Source organism: Flavobacterium cyclinae, assembly GCF_021172145.1.
GTDB lineage: Bacteria > Bacteroidota > Bacteroidia > Flavobacteriales > Flavobacteriaceae > Flavobacterium > Flavobacterium cyclinae.
Genome location: NZ_CP089095.1, coordinates 2,267,769 through 2,283,184, shown reverse-complemented (window position 1 = coordinate 2,283,184; position 15,416 = coordinate 2,267,769). Strand labels below are relative to the sequence as shown.

Annotated in this window: 14 protein-coding genes; 2 read left to right on the top strand and 12 right to left on the bottom strand. The window is 30.8% G+C overall.

Annotated elements, in window-relative coordinates:
• Positions 1-10: 10 nt before the first annotated feature.
• The 12 genes from LOS86_RS10615 to LOS86_RS10560 form a co-directional block, all read right to left on the bottom strand.
• On the bottom strand, positions 11-1,090 hold the full coding sequence (locus tag LOS86_RS10615) for a peptidylprolyl isomerase (protein ID WP_231842079.1): 1,080 nt from the start codon (positions 1,088-1,090) through the stop codon (positions 11-13).
• Positions 1,091-1,096: 6 nt separating this feature from the next.
• Positions 1,097-1,654 carry a gliding motility-associated peptidyl-prolyl isomerase GldI gene (gene gldI / locus LOS86_RS10610; RefSeq protein ID WP_231842078.1) on the bottom strand — a complete coding sequence of 186 codons (558 nt, stop codon included), beginning with the start codon at positions 1,652-1,654 and terminating at the stop codon, positions 1,097-1,099.
• Positions 1,655-1,659: 5 nt separating this feature from the next.
• A complete protein-coding gene (locus LOS86_RS10605; RefSeq protein ID WP_374107572.1) occupies positions 1,660-2,670 on the bottom strand; it encodes a DHH family phosphoesterase in 1,011 nt (336 codons plus the stop codon).
• Between the two features lie 44 nt (positions 2,671-2,714).
• Positions 2,715-4,733 carry a choice-of-anchor L domain-containing protein gene (locus LOS86_RS10600; RefSeq protein WP_231842077.1) on the bottom strand — a complete coding sequence of 673 codons (2,019 nt, stop codon included), beginning with the start codon at positions 4,731-4,733 and terminating at the stop codon, positions 2,715-2,717.
• Positions 4,734-4,749: 16 nt separating this feature from the next.
• Positions 4,750-5,604, bottom strand: a complete 855-nt coding sequence (locus LOS86_RS10595) for an ABC transporter permease (protein WP_231842076.1) — start codon at positions 5,602-5,604, stop codon at positions 4,750-4,752.
• 10 nt (positions 5,605-5,614) lie between these two features.
• The gene (locus LOS86_RS10590) at positions 5,615-6,505 is read right to left on the bottom strand and encodes an ABC transporter ATP-binding protein (RefSeq protein ID WP_231842075.1); all 891 of its coding nucleotides are present in this window, start codon (positions 6,503-6,505) and stop codon (positions 5,615-5,617) included.
• Positions 6,506-6,636: 131 nt separating this feature from the next.
• Positions 6,637-7,947, bottom strand: a complete 1,311-nt coding sequence (locus LOS86_RS10585; protein WP_231842074.1) for an ABC1 kinase family protein — start codon at positions 7,945-7,947, stop codon at positions 6,637-6,639.
• A gap of 4 nt (positions 7,948-7,951) precedes the next feature.
• Positions 7,952-8,611, bottom strand: a complete 660-nt coding sequence (locus tag LOS86_RS10580) for a TetR/AcrR family transcriptional regulator (protein ID WP_231842073.1) — start codon at positions 8,609-8,611, stop codon at positions 7,952-7,954.
• A 137-nt stretch (positions 8,612-8,748) separates the two neighbouring features.
• Positions 8,749-9,591 (bottom strand): hypothetical protein, encoded by an 843-nt coding sequence (locus tag LOS86_RS10575; protein ID WP_231842072.1) that lies wholly within the window; start codon positions 9,589-9,591, stop codon positions 8,749-8,751.
• Between the two features lie 13 nt (positions 9,592-9,604).
• Positions 9,605-10,663 (bottom strand): nucleoid-associated protein, encoded by a 1,059-nt coding sequence (locus tag LOS86_RS10570; RefSeq protein ID WP_231842071.1) that lies wholly within the window; start codon positions 10,661-10,663, stop codon positions 9,605-9,607.
• 100 nt (positions 10,664-10,763) lie between these two features.
• Positions 10,764-11,315 carry an IS1096 element passenger TnpR family protein gene (locus LOS86_RS10565; RefSeq protein WP_231842070.1) on the bottom strand — a complete coding sequence of 184 codons (552 nt, stop codon included), beginning with the start codon at positions 11,313-11,315 and terminating at the stop codon, positions 10,764-10,766.
• An 81-nt stretch (positions 11,316-11,396) separates the two neighbouring features.
• A complete protein-coding gene (locus LOS86_RS10560; RefSeq protein ID WP_231842069.1) occupies positions 11,397-12,311 on the bottom strand; it encodes a glutaminase in 915 nt (304 codons plus the stop codon).
• Positions 12,312-12,441: 130 nt separating this feature from the next.
• Here LOS86_RS10560 and LOS86_RS10555 point away from each other — a divergent pair, with 130 nt between their 5' ends.
• Both LOS86_RS10555 and LOS86_RS10550 read left to right on the top strand, forming a co-directional pair.
• Positions 12,442-14,580 carry a TonB-dependent receptor gene (locus LOS86_RS10555; RefSeq protein WP_231843932.1) on the top strand — a complete coding sequence of 713 codons (2,139 nt, stop codon included), beginning with the start codon at positions 12,442-12,444 and terminating at the stop codon, positions 14,578-14,580.
• Between the two features lie 212 nt (positions 14,581-14,792).
• Positions 14,793-15,413 (top strand): hypothetical protein, encoded by a 621-nt coding sequence (locus LOS86_RS10550; protein WP_231842068.1) that lies wholly within the window; start codon positions 14,793-14,795, stop codon positions 15,411-15,413.
• The last annotated feature ends 3 nt before the right edge of the window (positions 15,414-15,416 follow it).

The following is a 15,416-nucleotide window of genomic DNA, read 5'->3' as shown; positions in this document are numbered from 1 at the left end:
TTTATTTTGGTTATTTAACTTCTAATAATTCTACTTCAAAAATAATATTTGCATTTGGCGGAATGGCATCACCAGCTCCATTTTGTCCATATCCTAATTCTGATGGAATGTAAACTAATATTTTATCGCCAAAATTCATCATGTCTACACCTTCATTAAAACCTGCAATAAATGGAAGATTTCCAATTGTAGTAGGGTAACCAGCATAACCATTTTGATTGGCTCTATTTTGATCAAATTTTCCATAAACTTTAGCTACATCTTCATAGTTTGTATCAAAAAGTTGACCATTTTCTAAGTAACCTGCATAATAAATTAAAACTGGTGTTCCGTTAGTAGGTTTTTTACCAGTACCTTTTTTTAAGTATTGATAAATTATACCTGATTTAGTTTTGGTACCTGTAGCTTGTAAACTTGTTATTTCTTTGACTTTGTTTTCAAGTAATTGTTTATATTTTACTTCAGCTTCTTTAATTTCTTTTTCTACTTTGGAATAATAATTTTTGAAAATTTTTACTGCATCAAATTTTTTAGCTGCATTGCCGTTTCTTACAATTGTTATTTTTTCAATTACATCGTCTGCTTCAATAGCATTTACAGTTTCTATACCTTCAATAACCTCACCAAAAACGGTATGCATATTATCTAACCAAGGTGTAGCTTTATGTGTAATAAAAAATTGGCTACCATTTGTATTTGGTCCACCATTTGCCATTGATAAAATTCCTGCTTTTGAGTGTTTTAAATCGGGATAAAATTCGTCTTTAAATTTATATCCAGGTCCACCATATCCATCTCCATTTGGATCGCCACCTTGAATCATAAAATCAGATAAAACTCGGTGAAATTTTAAACCGTCATAAAAGGGTTTTCCTTTGTACTCTTCACTTACAAAAGGATTTTTTCCTTCGGCTAATGTTACAAAATTAGCCACAGTATTTGGAACTTTTTCAAATTCTAATTTTACAATGATATTTCCTTTAGAAGTTTCAATATCAGCATAAAGACCTTGTTCTAAGGTGTCATATGATTTTGTGCAAGAAGAAAATAAAACAATAATACTTGCAAACAGAATTGAAATTTTTTTCATTTTATTTTAATTTTTAGCTTCAGTATCTTTTTTAATGTCATTTAAACTTACGGTGCAAATCAATGGTTCGTTTGTACCAATTTTTTTATCATCTCCATGATATCCATAAGCCATGTGCGAAGGGAATAAAAAGGTAACGGTTTCTCCTTTTTTCATAAGTTTGATTCCATCACGTAAACCCATCATAATGTTTTCTTTATCTACATAATAGGTTTGGGGTTTTGTATCGGCTATAGTATAGATAATTCTACTTTTTAAATCTTTTATTTCATAGTCAAAAAAAGCGATATCACCTCTTTTTGGAGTTGGAGCTACTTCTTCAATTTTTGTTTCGTATTTGTACCAATATCCTTTTGTAGAAGCAATATAAGATTTTAAAGAGTCGTTTTTAATAACTTCCGCTATTAAATCTTCTTCATCGGCAATTAAAATTTTATTTCTTTCAATCGATTCTTTGATGAAAGTTCCAGAAGTATGCGTTATGGGTTTTCTAGCTTGTTGCTGTTGTGAACAACTTGCTAAAAAAAAGAGTGCGCAAAAAAAGTATACGATTTTAATTTTCATTGGTATTATTTTTTTTCTTTTGCTAAAATAGCAATAAATTGTTGTATGGTTTCTTCTAAAGATGAAAAAGATTTTCCTCCAGCCGCATTGATATGACCGCCACCATTAAAGTGATTTCGAGCGAATTGATTTACATCGAAATCACCTTGAGAACGGAATGAAATTTTAATAATTCCTTCTTCTTTGTTTTCAATAAAAATAGCTGTAAAATCGATGCCTTTAATACTTAAACCATAATTTACGATACCTTCTGTATCTCCTTTTTGATGACCAAATTCATTTAATTCATCTTGTGTCAATGTGATGTAAGTTGTTTTGAATTCAGGAAGCATTTTTAAGTTTTGAAGTGCTTTTCCTAATAGCAACAAACGATTGTATGATGAATTATCGAATAGTAAATTATGAATTTCGCTATTATTGATTCCTCTATCAATTAAATTGGCAACACATTGGTGTGTTTTACTTGTAGTTTTTGGAAAACGGAAACTTCCAGAATCGGTAACAATTCCAGTATACAAACACGTTGCTACTGTTTTATTAATTAAGTTTTCAAAACCTAATTGAGTTATGAAATCATAAACCATTTCGCAAGTTGACCCATATGTTGTGTCTGAAAATGTATGAGTTGCATAATCATCAGGAGCTTGATGATGGTCTATCATAATATAAGGAGCAGAAAGTGTTTTTAATACATTTTCCATTTGCTCTCCCGTTCTGTGAAGTGCATTAAAATCTAATGTAAATAGTAATTCTGATTTTTCTAAAATAGCCTTACAAGTATCAAAACTACGTTCAAATATCATGACTTTATTGCTCTCGGGTAACCAAGCAAGAAAATCAGGAAATTCATTTGGTGCTATAACCGTAACTTCGTGATTAAGCTGTTTTAGGGTGTGAAATAATCCTAATGTAGAACCCATAGCATCGCCATCAGGGTTTCTATGTGGTATAATCGTAATTTTTTTTGGTGTAGCTAAAAGTGATTTTATAGCTTCAATTTCGTGTATTTGCATCATAGTGCGAATATATTATTTTGTAAGCTATTCTGCAATTATTATGCCTAACGTTTTAAAGTAAAATGTCCTTTTACAGATTTTCCACTAGATAATTGAATTTCAAACCAATAATCGCTTGAAGGTAATGTTTCGCCATTGAAAGTTCCGTTCCACCCATCTCCAAAACCTGTAAGCTGTTTTAGAAGTTTTCCATAACGATCAAAAATAGTAATTGTACTGTTTTCTAAACCTCTTTTTTCAAGATTATTGATGAACCAAGTATCGTTAAATCCGTCATTATTTGGAGTAAAATATTTTGGGTAATCTAAAATATAGAAAGTTTCAAAAGTGATGCCACACCCTTTTTTGTCTTGAACATAAACGGTGTATTCGCCTGCTTCTAAATTATAAAAAAATGGAGTGTCTTGATAATTAACACCGTCTAAAGAAAATTCATAATCGCCTAAACTTGAGGAAGAAATACGAATTGTAGCATTGTTGTTTTCTTGAAAATCATTAATCGAAATTTCCTCAATTGTTGCAATTCCTGAGGCATCTACTGTAAATGTTTTATCTTTAGAACAATTCGTAGCATTGGTTAAGGTTACTGTATAGGTTCCCGCAGAAGTCACTGTAATTTGTTGGGTGGTTTGTGCAGGAGTTGTATTCCAAAGGTAAGATGAAAATCCGTTGCCAGCGTCTAATATTAGACTATTATTTTCACATAAACCCAAAGTTTCATCTGCAACAACCTCATTAAATGTGTTTATAATTAAATTAACAGGATAATCAGTATAACAACCTTGAATATTGGTTATTCTAGCATATATAGTTTGATTAAAAGCAACAATATTAGTATAACTTGTTGGTAAAGCAGTTGTACTTGTTTGTGTTTCAAAAAATGAAACAGTATAATTTAAAGGTAAGTTGGTAAACAATAGATTTTTAATCGCGTTTAAATCAAAAACTGTTTTTCCATCTTGATTGCTATCGGCATCACATTCTGTAAATGTATTTTGATTAAGGGTTAAAGTTTCGGCAAATTCAATTTTTATTTGTCCTGTAGTTTGACAAGTTGGTCCATACTCTATTTCAACCAAGTAATCTCCGGCAGCAGTAATGTTGTAAGTTGCATTTGTAGCACTAGGAATCAAATTACCATTTTGATACCATTGGTAGTTTGTAGCTCCTACTTGAGTAGCATCAACAGTTAATGTTTCATTTTGACATAATGGATTTCCAGTTGCAATTAATCGGTCTTCACCAATGTCTATTCCAAAATTAAAACTTCCACCACCCAGAAAAATAGCCGAATCAAAGCGGTAATTTCCTTCATCTGCAATTACTAATTTAATGTGATAGGTTTCGCCCGGAATTACAGTTGATTCTGCGGTAAGTATTTTGGTCTGTCCGTTATAGTTTGTGGGATGATCAGTTCCATTAAATGCATCAAAATACGCTTCATTTGCTGGTGGACAAATGGTGCCAGAACCTCTTACTGTATTTACTTTAACTGGAGTGTTTGTTCCCGGTACAACAGCTAAATTTTGATAATCAGAATCACCGTTTCTTTTTAATAAAAATGCAAAACCATCTGTATAATTACATTGATTTGACATTGGATTTGATAAATATTGTTCAGATGAAAATATATAATCAAAACTGATTCTATTTCCTAATGGGATAAAATCGAATTCTAAAATAGTGGCATTATAGGTATTGCTCAAACCTAAAGCTTGATTTAAATCGGAGTCACCGTTCCATCCCATATTTCCACCATCGTCTGATAAATAGGAGTTTGGACCAGGAGCATTATTAATTTTTCCAGTAGAAATTATTATTCCATTTTGAAAAGGGAAAGTAGTTCCAGTTCCATCAAAATAACCAAAACTTTTTTCTCCAGAAGCAAAATTCCCTCCAGAAACACTAACGTTAAAGACATTTGCACAAGAACTATTGATTAAAACATCTTCAACTAATTCTTGTGCAGTATAATTTTCATTTACTGTAATATTTTGCCCGTTAGTAAATTGTAAATTCAGACATAATATTAATCCAAAAATGGTATTTTTAAATATACTCATAGCATCTGCAAAGATACTACAAATCACGCTTTTTTAGAATGTAAAATGATGTTAAAATAAATATAATTGTCCAAGCTAAAACGATGCCTACAAAGATAGGTTGTACATGATAATCTTTCTCAAAAGTTGCTCCCACAGTATTTGAAACTGATTTTACAAAATTTAAACGGGTGAAAGGTTCAATAATTAGATTTGACATAGATTCTAGAGGTAAAACATCTTTAACCCAGTCAATAGCTACAGTGTCTTTATCCTTAGGGGTATATCCTAAAATATTATATTTTAAAATAGCATGCCCAACATTTTCTCCTAAAAACCAAACAAAAATAAAACCTAAAGTAAAAGCAGAACGTTTGATTAATAATGCTAAAAATAAACAGAAAGAAAAGAAGGCAACATGTTTTAAGAAGTAGGCAAATAAATAACTCATGTCAGAAAAAATAATTTCAAATTCTGTATATGAGGAATATTTTAATCCCAATATTAAACTAATGATGAAAACAAATAGAGTTGACAAAAATGAAAAAAGGATAATAGTAAACAATTTAGAGAGTAAAAACTCCTTTTTTGACATACCATCAATTAAGTTTTGTTTCAAAGTTCCGTAACTAAATTCATTAGCAACCATTGAAACTATAATTACAGCTAAAAATATTTTAAACCATGATGCTACATAGGTAGTAAAATGCCAGATATAGGGAAAATTAAAGAAACCACTTTTTGCCGCTTCAAATTTAAAAAAGCCAAAATCAAATTCAATAAGTGCAATACTTGCAAGTAAGAATAAAGATAAAAAGTATATAATACTTAAAACGCGACTGGCCTTATTTAACCAAATTTTTTGTAATTCTATAGTAAGTAATCGTTTCATTGTAATGTTGTTAGTTGGTTAGTTTTAAGAATTGTTCCTCTAAGCTAGTTTTACGTTTTAATAAATGGGTTAATACGACATTTCTGCTAAACAGGTATTGATTTAGATCGCCCGCTTCTAAAGGAGCTAGTAAATACACAAATGCTTTTCCATCCTGAATTTCAATTTTTTCGACGGCAGGATGTTGAGAAACCAATCGAACCATTTCTTCAAAGTTTTCTGAATGTAATTCAAAAAATCCTTCATTGGCTAACATTCCGTCAACGGTGCCTTGATAAAGTGTAACTCCATAACGTAATACAATAACGTGAGAACATACTTTTTCTACTTCATCTAACAAATGCGAAGCTAAAAGTATAGTTGTGCCTTGATTGGCAATTATTTTAATTAAATCTCTAATTTGACGAATGCCTTGTGGATCTAAACCATTTGTTGGTTCATCTAAGATTAAGATTTCAGGGTCATTCAATAGGGCAGAAGCAATAGCTAAACGTTGTTTCATTCCTAAAGAAAAGGTTTTAAATTTACTGTCTTTTCGGTCTAATAAACCTACTAATTGTAATTTTTCATTGACTTTGTCAAAAGGAATGTTTTTGATTTTGCAAACTAACTTTAAGTTTTCCTCTGCTGTCATGTATGGATAAAAATTGGGTCTTTCAATAATGGCGCCAACTTTTTTTAAGGCATCATGAGTAGAAAGACTTCCGTCAAACCATTCAAAATCACCTGAGGTTTTATTTACAACATTTAATACAATTCCCAGTGTAGTTGATTTTCCTGAGCCGTTTGGACCTAAAATTCCATACACATTTCCTTTTTTGATTTCAAGTGAAATGTTATTTACAGCATGAACTTTTCTGAATTTCTTGTGAAGATTTGAGATTTTTAAAATGGTTTCCAAGTTTGTTCGTTTTTGATTTAATGATAAGACGAACAAATTTCAGATTTGTTACTAAAGTTGTAAAAACTACAAAATTAAAAATCCCTATTCTTATGGCTTGAATAGGGATTTTAAGGTACAGTTGGGGTAAGTTAATATTGAATAAAGTTGTTGATTTTAACCTTTGTGGCTTTTAAATCGTGCATTAAATTGTACAAACCAAAAAAGGTTCGGTTGATGTAGATAAAATGCTTGGAGCCACGATTTCCGTTCATGTTTCGTAATTCCGTGTTTTTGGAATAACGTTCTCCTAAATCAGCAATTTGTCCGAAAAATTCTTCGTCTGAAAAATCAAATTCTTCAACGTGGAATGGTCTAGCAAATAAACTTAAAAGCTCGTGGAACATTTCAGTGAAGAACTCTACTTCTTCTTTTGTGTCTTCTTTTCTTAAGATTTCTAATTCGTATAATTTCGATTGGAAGAATTCCGGATTGTTTAAGTTTTCTTTTTTCGCTAATTCGAAATAGGGCATATAAAAATCATTTGGAACTTCTTTGATGCAACCAAAATCTAAAGCTACTAATTTAGTATCTTCCGTTATTAAGAAATTTCCTGGATGTGGATCAGCATGTACTTTTCTCAAATTGTGCATTTGAAACATATAAAAATCCCAAAGTGTTTGTCCTAAAATATTCGATTTCTCAGCATCAGTATTATGAGAGGTGAATTCTGACAAATGTTCGCCTGTCATCCAATCCATCGTGATGATTTTTTCTGAAGACCATTCAGGATAATACTTTGGAAAAATTAAATTTGGAATGTTTTGGCAAGCTTCTGCCATATCCATGCTTTGTTTTACTTCGTTGATGTAATTGGTTTCTTCAATCAATTTATCTTCAACTTCTTTGAAATATTTGTCCGAGTCTTTTCCTTTAATGTTGAACATTTTGATGGCAATAGGTTTCACTAAAGCCAAATCGGAACTAATACTTTCTGCCACTCCTGGATATTGAATTTTCACAGCAAGTTTTTTCCCATCTTTGGTAGCTTGGTGCACTTGACCAATGCTAGCCGCATTTATCGAAGTGGCATTGAAGGTATCGTATATTTCGTTTGGTTGTTTACCAAAGTAATTTTTAAAGGTTTTGTTTACCAATGGAGCCGACAACGGTGGAACCGAGAATTGTGCCAAAGAGAATTTCTCCACGTAAGCTCTTGGTAAAATATTTTTATCCATGCTCAACATTTGTGCAACTTTCAAAGCACTTCCTTTAAGTTGCTTTAAACTGTCATAAATGTCAGCAGCGTTGTTTTTATTCAGTGATTCTTTGGCTTCTTCTTCGGTTTTAGTGATTTTATCTCCGTAATATTTGAGATAATTCACGCCCACTTTTGCACCGGTTTGAATCAGTTTAGAAGCGCGTTGGATTTTTGATGTTGGGATACTATCGATTGTTTTCATGTGATTACATTTTAAATGCGCCTCTTTCGTGCCACATGAATTTTCCAAAATCGATTAAACTTTTAAAAGGAGTAGTATCCATTAAATCAAAACTGGTATTGACAGATTTTTCAATGAAAATATCGGTTTTTTCGAATGAAATTGAGGTGTCTTCAATCCAAAACTTTAAGGTGAATAAAAATTGGAACCAAGCCATTTCGCTCATCGTTTTTTCTTGAATTTCGATTAACTTTTCTTGTTTTAAATCGATTTTTTCAATGTCTAAAGTGTCGTAAAACTGTTTGAAGCTTTTTCTTAATTCGCTCAATTTTGACAAACTTTTCAATTTGTTTTTGTCTTCTTTTAATAACGCTACCACGAAACTTCTGTTAGCAGTTAACATTTCGAAATAAGTGAAGTAGAAACTCAATAATTGGGTACGAGCATCGTATGAAGCGAATTCTTCACTTTTTCCTAATAATTCTAATGTATTATCGAAAAGCGAAGTGAAAAAGTTTTGCTCAATTTGGTTAAAAGAAGCGTAGTATTTGTAAAACAAACCTTCCTCAAAACCAGCATGTTTGGCAAACAAATAAACCGATTGCGGTTGCTTGTTGTGTTCTAAGAAATAATCGATATATAAACTTAAAATGCCTTCTTTGTTTATTTCTTTCTTTTTTGCCATGATTTTAAATATTTTTCTCAAAGGTACAGAATGTTTAATTTAAAATCAAAAAAGTTAAACAAAATATTTTGTTAAAGTTCTTTCAAAAAAAACCTCAATTACAATTCGTAATTGAGGTTTTAATTATTGAGTTTTTTTTAAATTATTTCTCTTTCAATTATTTTATAAGTTTCATTGCTTTCAATTGCAAGATTTTTTCTTTTAGCAATTCTTTTAGTCCAATCTCCATTATTATTAAATTCATATTCATAAACAATTTGAGAATTTATTTTATCTTTTGATTTGGAATAAATCTGTTCAGACAAAATTAAACCCAATTCATTAAACATATAAACTTTTTTTTCAATTGTATTGTCTATTAAATCTTCAATATTATGTTCAATCTCTAAAATATTATTGACTAATTTTTTTTTGACATGAGTATTAAAAAACAACTTTGGTTTATCTAAAATTAATTGATTATCATCATCTGAATTTTCAATTTGTGAATATTCTTCAACTTTGATTATTTCTTCCGAATCATTGTATATCAATTTAAACATATCATCAATATAATTAGTTTGTTTATTAATTATAGTAATGGTGTCAACTAAAAGATTTGAATATTTATATTCTATCAGATAAATATTTGAATCAATTTTAATTTTATTAGAATAATAATTTATTTGAAATTCTTCAAATGTTTTGTCGCTTATTGTATTTTTAATTATAATTCGCTCAAGTTTTAAAGTTTCATTGTTATAGTAAAATGAAGATTCATAAGTTTTTCCATTTTCTAAAACTCTTATTTCAGATTCAATTAAATTTAATTTGTTACAGAATGTTACAATTGATTCATATCCTTCATCTTTTGCTTTAATTGTAATTTTTTTTGCATTTATAGATTTTTTAAATCTAAAATCTTCATTTATGTTAATACAAAATTCATTTGGAAGATAAGGATGAAAAAAATTAAAATCTAAATTTAGAGAATAATGCATCTGTTTTTAACTTTTATGATTTCTGCTCTTTATTAAAGTAAACTAAGTAATAATACATTTGTTTTTCTTCGTCCCAACCTTTTTCAACGAATTTCTCAGCACTTTCAGGGTTGATGAAATCCAATTTGATTTGGATATTCGTATCCAATTGAATCGTGTTTTTTAAGGTACGACGCACATCTGTCACCGCAGCATTTGCAATTGGAAAACTTGAAACGTCTTCGATACTATATTTCGCACCTTTATCTACTTTATAATTTTTGAATTCTGGAATGAATTCAGGATTTTGCATTACTTCATTTAAGAAAGCAGTTTCTTCAAATTCATCATTTTTCGCAAAGTGATTGATAGCACGGTTCATAAACAATACTTCTTGTTGTTTGTCTTCTGCTGGTAAAACTACTTCTTTGGCAAACTCTTGACAGAATTTTAAGTATTTCTTTGTCATGAAGTTTTCATCTTGAAATGCATCAACCGACAAGAAATGTTCTAACCAATAACGCGCATCGTAACGGTTGCTATCTACAGTTAAAATTTTGTAACCTTCTTCTTTTTTGTAATTGAAAATAATACAACCTTTGTCCAACTTATTCAAGTTGATTCCTTGTTGTAAAATCATTTCTAAGTTGTTTCCGTTTTCTTCGAATTGTAAGAAATCGGTTTGTACTTCACTTTTGAAAACTCCGATAGCATCAACCACATTATTATCTATAGAAACGTGCGTAAAATAAGCAACATACACTTCTCCGTTTTTAATATGTGGATGATTCGATTGTTCGAAAAGGTGTTTCGTGATTTTTTTTGAAACGTTGTGAATTTCGCCTGGGTTATTGAAAACTTCGGTAGCAAAATTGTACATTTCGTTGTATTCTAAATCTACTTCATGAGCAAACTGAAAATAGTTTTCTTCTTTTTCTCTGAAAGGTTTAAAGAAAAATTCCTTCAACAAAGGCATAATTTCATCATTCAACCCGTATGGATTTTCCGATAAGAAAATAGCTTCGTTTCTACTTTTGTTTCCTACTCTATGAATCGATAGGTTTTCGATATGTGCGTTAAATAAGTTGATCATTATTAATGTGTCAATTTGTCAATTAGTCAATAAGCCAATTGACATTGTTAGTAATTTAGTTTTTATAATTGGCACATTGCCACATTAGCACATTGGCTAATTAATTCCAATTTTCTTCAAATCCCATGTCTTCGAAGCTGTCATCGCCATCAAACATGTCGAAATCATCGTCATCGAAATCGTCTTCAAAGTCTCCGTAGATATCATCATTAGATATATCACCTCTTAATCCGCTTTGACCTGCTTCTGCTGGTAATTCGCCATGAGAAAATAATAACGCTGGATAGGTTTCACCAGCTTCTTTTTCTTCTTCAATTGCTGCTAATTCCACAAAGAATGTCCACATACTAAAGAAATCATACACATAGACCATTTTAGTATTGTCTTGGTGCATCAAATCATCAATTTTGAAATCTATCATGGTTTTCATTTCCCCAGGAACATCACCTGTGTCAAACATTGGAATTTCATCTTCTTCGTTCCAAGTCCAATCGTCTTCACAAGTAAAAAACGAACCTGTTTCTGTTCCATCAAAGCCAAAAGCATTAACAATAGTATTATGTAAATCTTCTAAGGTGTTATCGCTTTCAATGGCAATATCTCTAAAAATATCTTCTTCAGCATCGAGAATCACTCGGAATTTGTAAATCATAATCTTTGAAATTTTAAGAAAAGCAAAAGTAATTATTATTTACGAGAAACTTTTTTGCTTTTGCGAATTGTTAATAAGATTTTAAAATATTGAAGTTTCCGTTCGGGTTGTTAATCGTTCTAATGTTTCCAAACCGTAAAACGAATTTCCTTTTTTATTTAACTTCGGACTCCATACCGCAACAGTGTATTGGTTTGGAAATAAAGCTACAACGCCACCACCAACACCACTTTTTCCTGGAAGCCCAACTTTAAACGTGAATTCACCCGCTTGGTCGTAAAATCCACACATTTGCATTAAAGCATTCATGCGTTTACATTGACTTTGTGTTAAGAACTTAGTATTGCTCTTTGGAATACTACCATTGTTTGCAAAAACTTGAAAGCATTTGGCTAAATCTACACAAGTCATTTCAATAGAACATTGATAATAATAAAAGTCTAATACTGCCTCAGGTTCATTCTTAATATTACCAAACGATTTGATAAAGTTGACCAAAGCCGCATTTCTGTAAACAAAAGCTTTTTCGGATTGTGCTACATTTTCATTGTAATTGATATTTGGATTTTCAGTTAGTTCTCTTACGAAATCAAGAAGAAATGCTTTTGGATTTTCAAAATGTTCCAACATTAAATCGGCTACAACCATAGCGCCAGCATTAATAAACGGATTTCTTGGAATGCCATTTTCATTTTCCAATTGCACCAGTGAATTAAACGAATTTCCTGAAGGTTCATAACCAACGCGTTGCCATAAATCGTTTCCTATTTTAGAAAAAATAAGCGAAGTGGTAATAACTTTTGAAATACTTTGAATTGAAAATTTCTCTGAAGCATCACCTTTTGAAAACACGTTTTGATGATTGTCTATTAAAGCAATTCCGAATTTATTTGCATCAACTTTTGCTAATTCCGGAATGTAATCGGCAACTTTTCCGGTGTTCTCAATTTGGATGACTTCATTATAAATTTCGTCTAAAATATCTTGGTAGGCCATGAAACAAATTTTGGTAAAAGTAAATAAAATCGGGAAAGTTACAATTCATCCTACAAAAATGACAGTTGGGTTAGGTTCAATTTTAAACCTGATTATACAATTGCAACTTTGCTTCATCAAAATCATAAAAATGAAAACAATCTTATCTTATTTAATCGTATTTACTTCACTAATTTCTTTTGGACAAACCCAAATTAAAGGACAAATTATCGACGAACAAGGAATTCCAGTTTCAGGAGCTAATGTTTTTGTAATTGGCACTTACGATGGGAGTACATCTGACGAAAATGGCAACTTTAGTTTTACTACTTCTGCCACTGGAAATCAACAATTGCAAATAAGTTTTTTATCATTTGAAACAATAATTTATGAATTTGTGGTTGAGAAATTTCAATCAAAAGTTTTTACGATTAAAGAAAGTCTTAACACCTTAAATGCTGTTGAAGTAACTGCTGGAACTTTTAAAGCTGGTGATAATAGTAAAGCAACAGCTCTTAAAGCAATGGATATTGTAACCACGGCGGGTTCTGCTGGAAATATTATTGCAGCATTAGAAACTTTGCCTGGAACACAAACGGTTGGTGAAAACGGAAGGTTATTTGTTCGTGGAGGAGAAGCGGACGAAACGCAAACCTATGTAGACGGAATTAGAGTAGGGCAACCTTATGGAGTTAGTGCTAACAATGTGCCAACTAGAGGTAGATTTTCACCTTTCTTGTTTAGCGGTATTACCTTTTCTACAGGTGGTTATAGTGCCGAATTTGGAGATGCTTTGTCGAGTGTTTTATTAATGAATACGATTGATGAACCAATTCAAAATCAAACAGATATCTCAATTATGACTGTTGGTGTTGGATTAGGGAAAACAAGAAAATGGGATAAAAGTTCTTTTTCCTTGAATACGAGTTATATTAATTTGGCGCCATATCAAAAGATGGTTCCTCAAAATTTAGATTGGAATAAACCAGTACAATCTCTTTCAGGAGAAAGTATTTTTAGATATAAATTTAAAAATGGAATTTTTAAATTTTATAGTGCATTTGATTATTCTACCTTCGATTTGAATCAGAAAGATATCAATTTTGATGAAAAAATTCGTTTTGATTTGAAAAACAATAATTTCTATTTCAATACTTCGTATAAAGGGTATTTGAATGATAATTTACAACTTCAAACCGGATTGAGTTATGGTTATGCACAAAATAAAATTGGAATTTCAGCCGATAAAGTTGCAAATAATGAAAGAACATTACATAGTAAATTTAAATTGCGAAATTCCTTCTCAAACCGATTTAAATTGAGTGTTGGTGCCGATTTCTTTCATACCAATTTTGATGAAAACTTCAATGTTTTTGGATATGGCTATGAAAATAATACTATTGCATTTTATTCTGAAGCAGAAGTTTTATTGTCAAAAAAAGTAGCTTTTAATGTTGGATTACGTTCTTCAAATGCTTCTATTGTTGATGAGTTTACAGTGGAGCCAAGAGTTTCTTTTGCTTACAAAGTGGCAGAAAATAGTCAGTTTTCAATGGCTTATGGAAATTTTAATCAAACTGCACGACAAGATTACTTGAAATTTGATTCTAATTTAGATTATGAAACCACTTCGCATTATATATTAAATTATATGTATAACAAGAAAGGCAGAATGTTTCGTGCTGAAGTGTATTATAAAGACTATGAAGACTTGGTAAAATATGACGGAACGTTGGCAAATTTTGATAGTAATTATAATAACAATGGTTTTGGTTATGCTAAAGGATTGGATTTATTTTGGAGAGATAATAATTCAATAAAAAATTTAGATTATTGGATTTCATACTCCTATATTGATTCTGAAAGAGATTTTAGAAATTATGAAAATCAAGTTACCCCATCTTTTGTTGCCAATCATAATTTTTCGTTAGTTACAAAATATTGGATGGATAAATGGAAATCCCAAATTAGTGCAACTTATTCTTTCAACTCGGGAAGACCATATGATAATCCTAATGTCACAGAATTTATGTCGGGTAAAACAAAGTCATTTACAAATTTAAGTTTGAGTTGGGCCTACTTATTATCGCAACAAAAAATATTATTTTTTTCTGTGACGAATATTTTAGGAACTGAAAATGTATTTGGTTATCAATATGCAAATTCTGCTGATACAACAGGACAATTTCAACGTCAAGCAATTACACAAGCTGCGGATCGATTCATTTTTGTAGGGTTCTTTTGGACAATAAGTGATAATAAAAAGTCGAATAATTTGGATAATTTGTAGTAAAAAGTGAAAATAAAAAGGAATTTTAATTACTATTCACTTATCACTAATTACTAAAAAAATACAATTCATCATCAAAAATCAACAGTTCGGTGAGAATCAATTTTAAAAGAATAAAATCTGACGGAAATTTGAATCATCAAAGTGAAACAATACAAGACTAGAATAATTTCAAAATCAAAAATTAATTAATAACTAAAAACAACAATATCATGACAAAACTAATCACTATCATCGCAATGTTTGTTGCTTCTGTAGTAAGTGCACAAACACAATTTGAACAAGGAATGGCAAAGGCTCTTCAAACTTGGAAAGAAGGAAAATCTATTGAAGCAGTGGCACAATTAGAACGCATCGCTTCGGTTGAAAAAACGAATTGGTTACCGAGTTATTACATAGCACTTATTTATACAACTCAAGCTTTTGTAGAACAAGACAAAACTAAGATGTTGTCATTAATTGAATCTGCCCAAAAAGCTCAGGATGTTTGTAATGAGATAGCTCAAGATAATCCAGAAGTATTAGTGATGCAAGCCATGATTCATACGGCTTCTATAGTTTATGATCCTATGACAAACGGACAAAAATTATCGGGTGATGTAATGTATATTTTAAACAAAGCATACAAAATTGCTCCTGAAAACCCGAGAGTTGTGTTTCAAAAAGCTTCATTTGAAATAGGAATGGCACAGTATTTTGGACAGGATACAAAACCAATGTGCGCCCAAATTGAAAAAGCAATCGAACTTTTTGCTACTTTTAAACCTGAAACCGCTTTTCATCCAAGTTGGGGATTAGATAGAGCACAATACGAATTAAATAAATGCAAATAATTT

Excerpts from the sequence above, each read along its gene's own strand:
- LOS86_RS10615 (WP_231842079.1), bottom strand. The coding sequence starts at position 1,090 with ATGAAAAAAATTTCAATTCTGTTTGCAAGTATTATTGTTTTATTTTCT.
- gldI (WP_231842078.1), bottom strand. The coding sequence starts at position 1,654 with ATGAAAATTAAAATCGTATACTTTTTTTGCGCACTCTTTTTTTTAGCA.
- LOS86_RS10605 (WP_374107572.1), bottom strand. The coding sequence starts at position 2,670 with ATGATGCAAATACACGAAATTGAAGCTATAAAATCACTTTTAGCTACA.
- LOS86_RS10600 (WP_231842077.1), bottom strand. The coding sequence starts at position 4,733 with ATGAGTATATTTAAAAATACCATTTTTGGATTAATATTATGTCTGAAT.
- LOS86_RS10595 (WP_231842076.1), bottom strand. The coding sequence starts at position 5,604 with ATGAAACGATTACTTACTATAGAATTACAAAAAATTTGGTTAAATAAG.
- LOS86_RS10585 (WP_231842074.1), bottom strand. The coding sequence starts at position 7,947 with ATGAAAACAATCGATAGTATCCCAACATCAAAAATCCAACGCGCTTCT.
- LOS86_RS10580 (WP_231842073.1), bottom strand. The coding sequence starts at position 8,611 with ATGGCAAAAAAGAAAGAAATAAACAAAGAAGGCATTTTAAGTTTATAT.
- LOS86_RS10575 (WP_231842072.1), bottom strand. The coding sequence starts at position 9,591 with ATGCATTATTCTCTAAATTTAGATTTTAATTTTTTTCATCCTTATCTT.
- LOS86_RS10570 (WP_231842071.1), bottom strand. The coding sequence starts at position 10,663 with ATGATCAACTTATTTAACGCACATATCGAAAACCTATCGATTCATAGA.
- LOS86_RS10565 (WP_231842070.1), bottom strand. The coding sequence starts at position 11,315 with ATGATTTACAAATTCCGAGTGATTCTCGATGCTGAAGAAGATATTTTT.
- LOS86_RS10560 (WP_231842069.1), bottom strand. The coding sequence starts at position 12,311 with ATGGCCTACCAAGATATTTTAGACGAAATTTATAATGAAGTCATCCAA.
- LOS86_RS10555 (WP_231843932.1), top strand. The coding sequence starts at position 12,442 with ATGAAAACAATCTTATCTTATTTAATCGTATTTACTTCACTAATTTCT.
- LOS86_RS10550 (WP_231842068.1), top strand. The coding sequence starts at position 14,793 with ATGACAAAACTAATCACTATCATCGCAATGTTTGTTGCTTCTGTAGTA.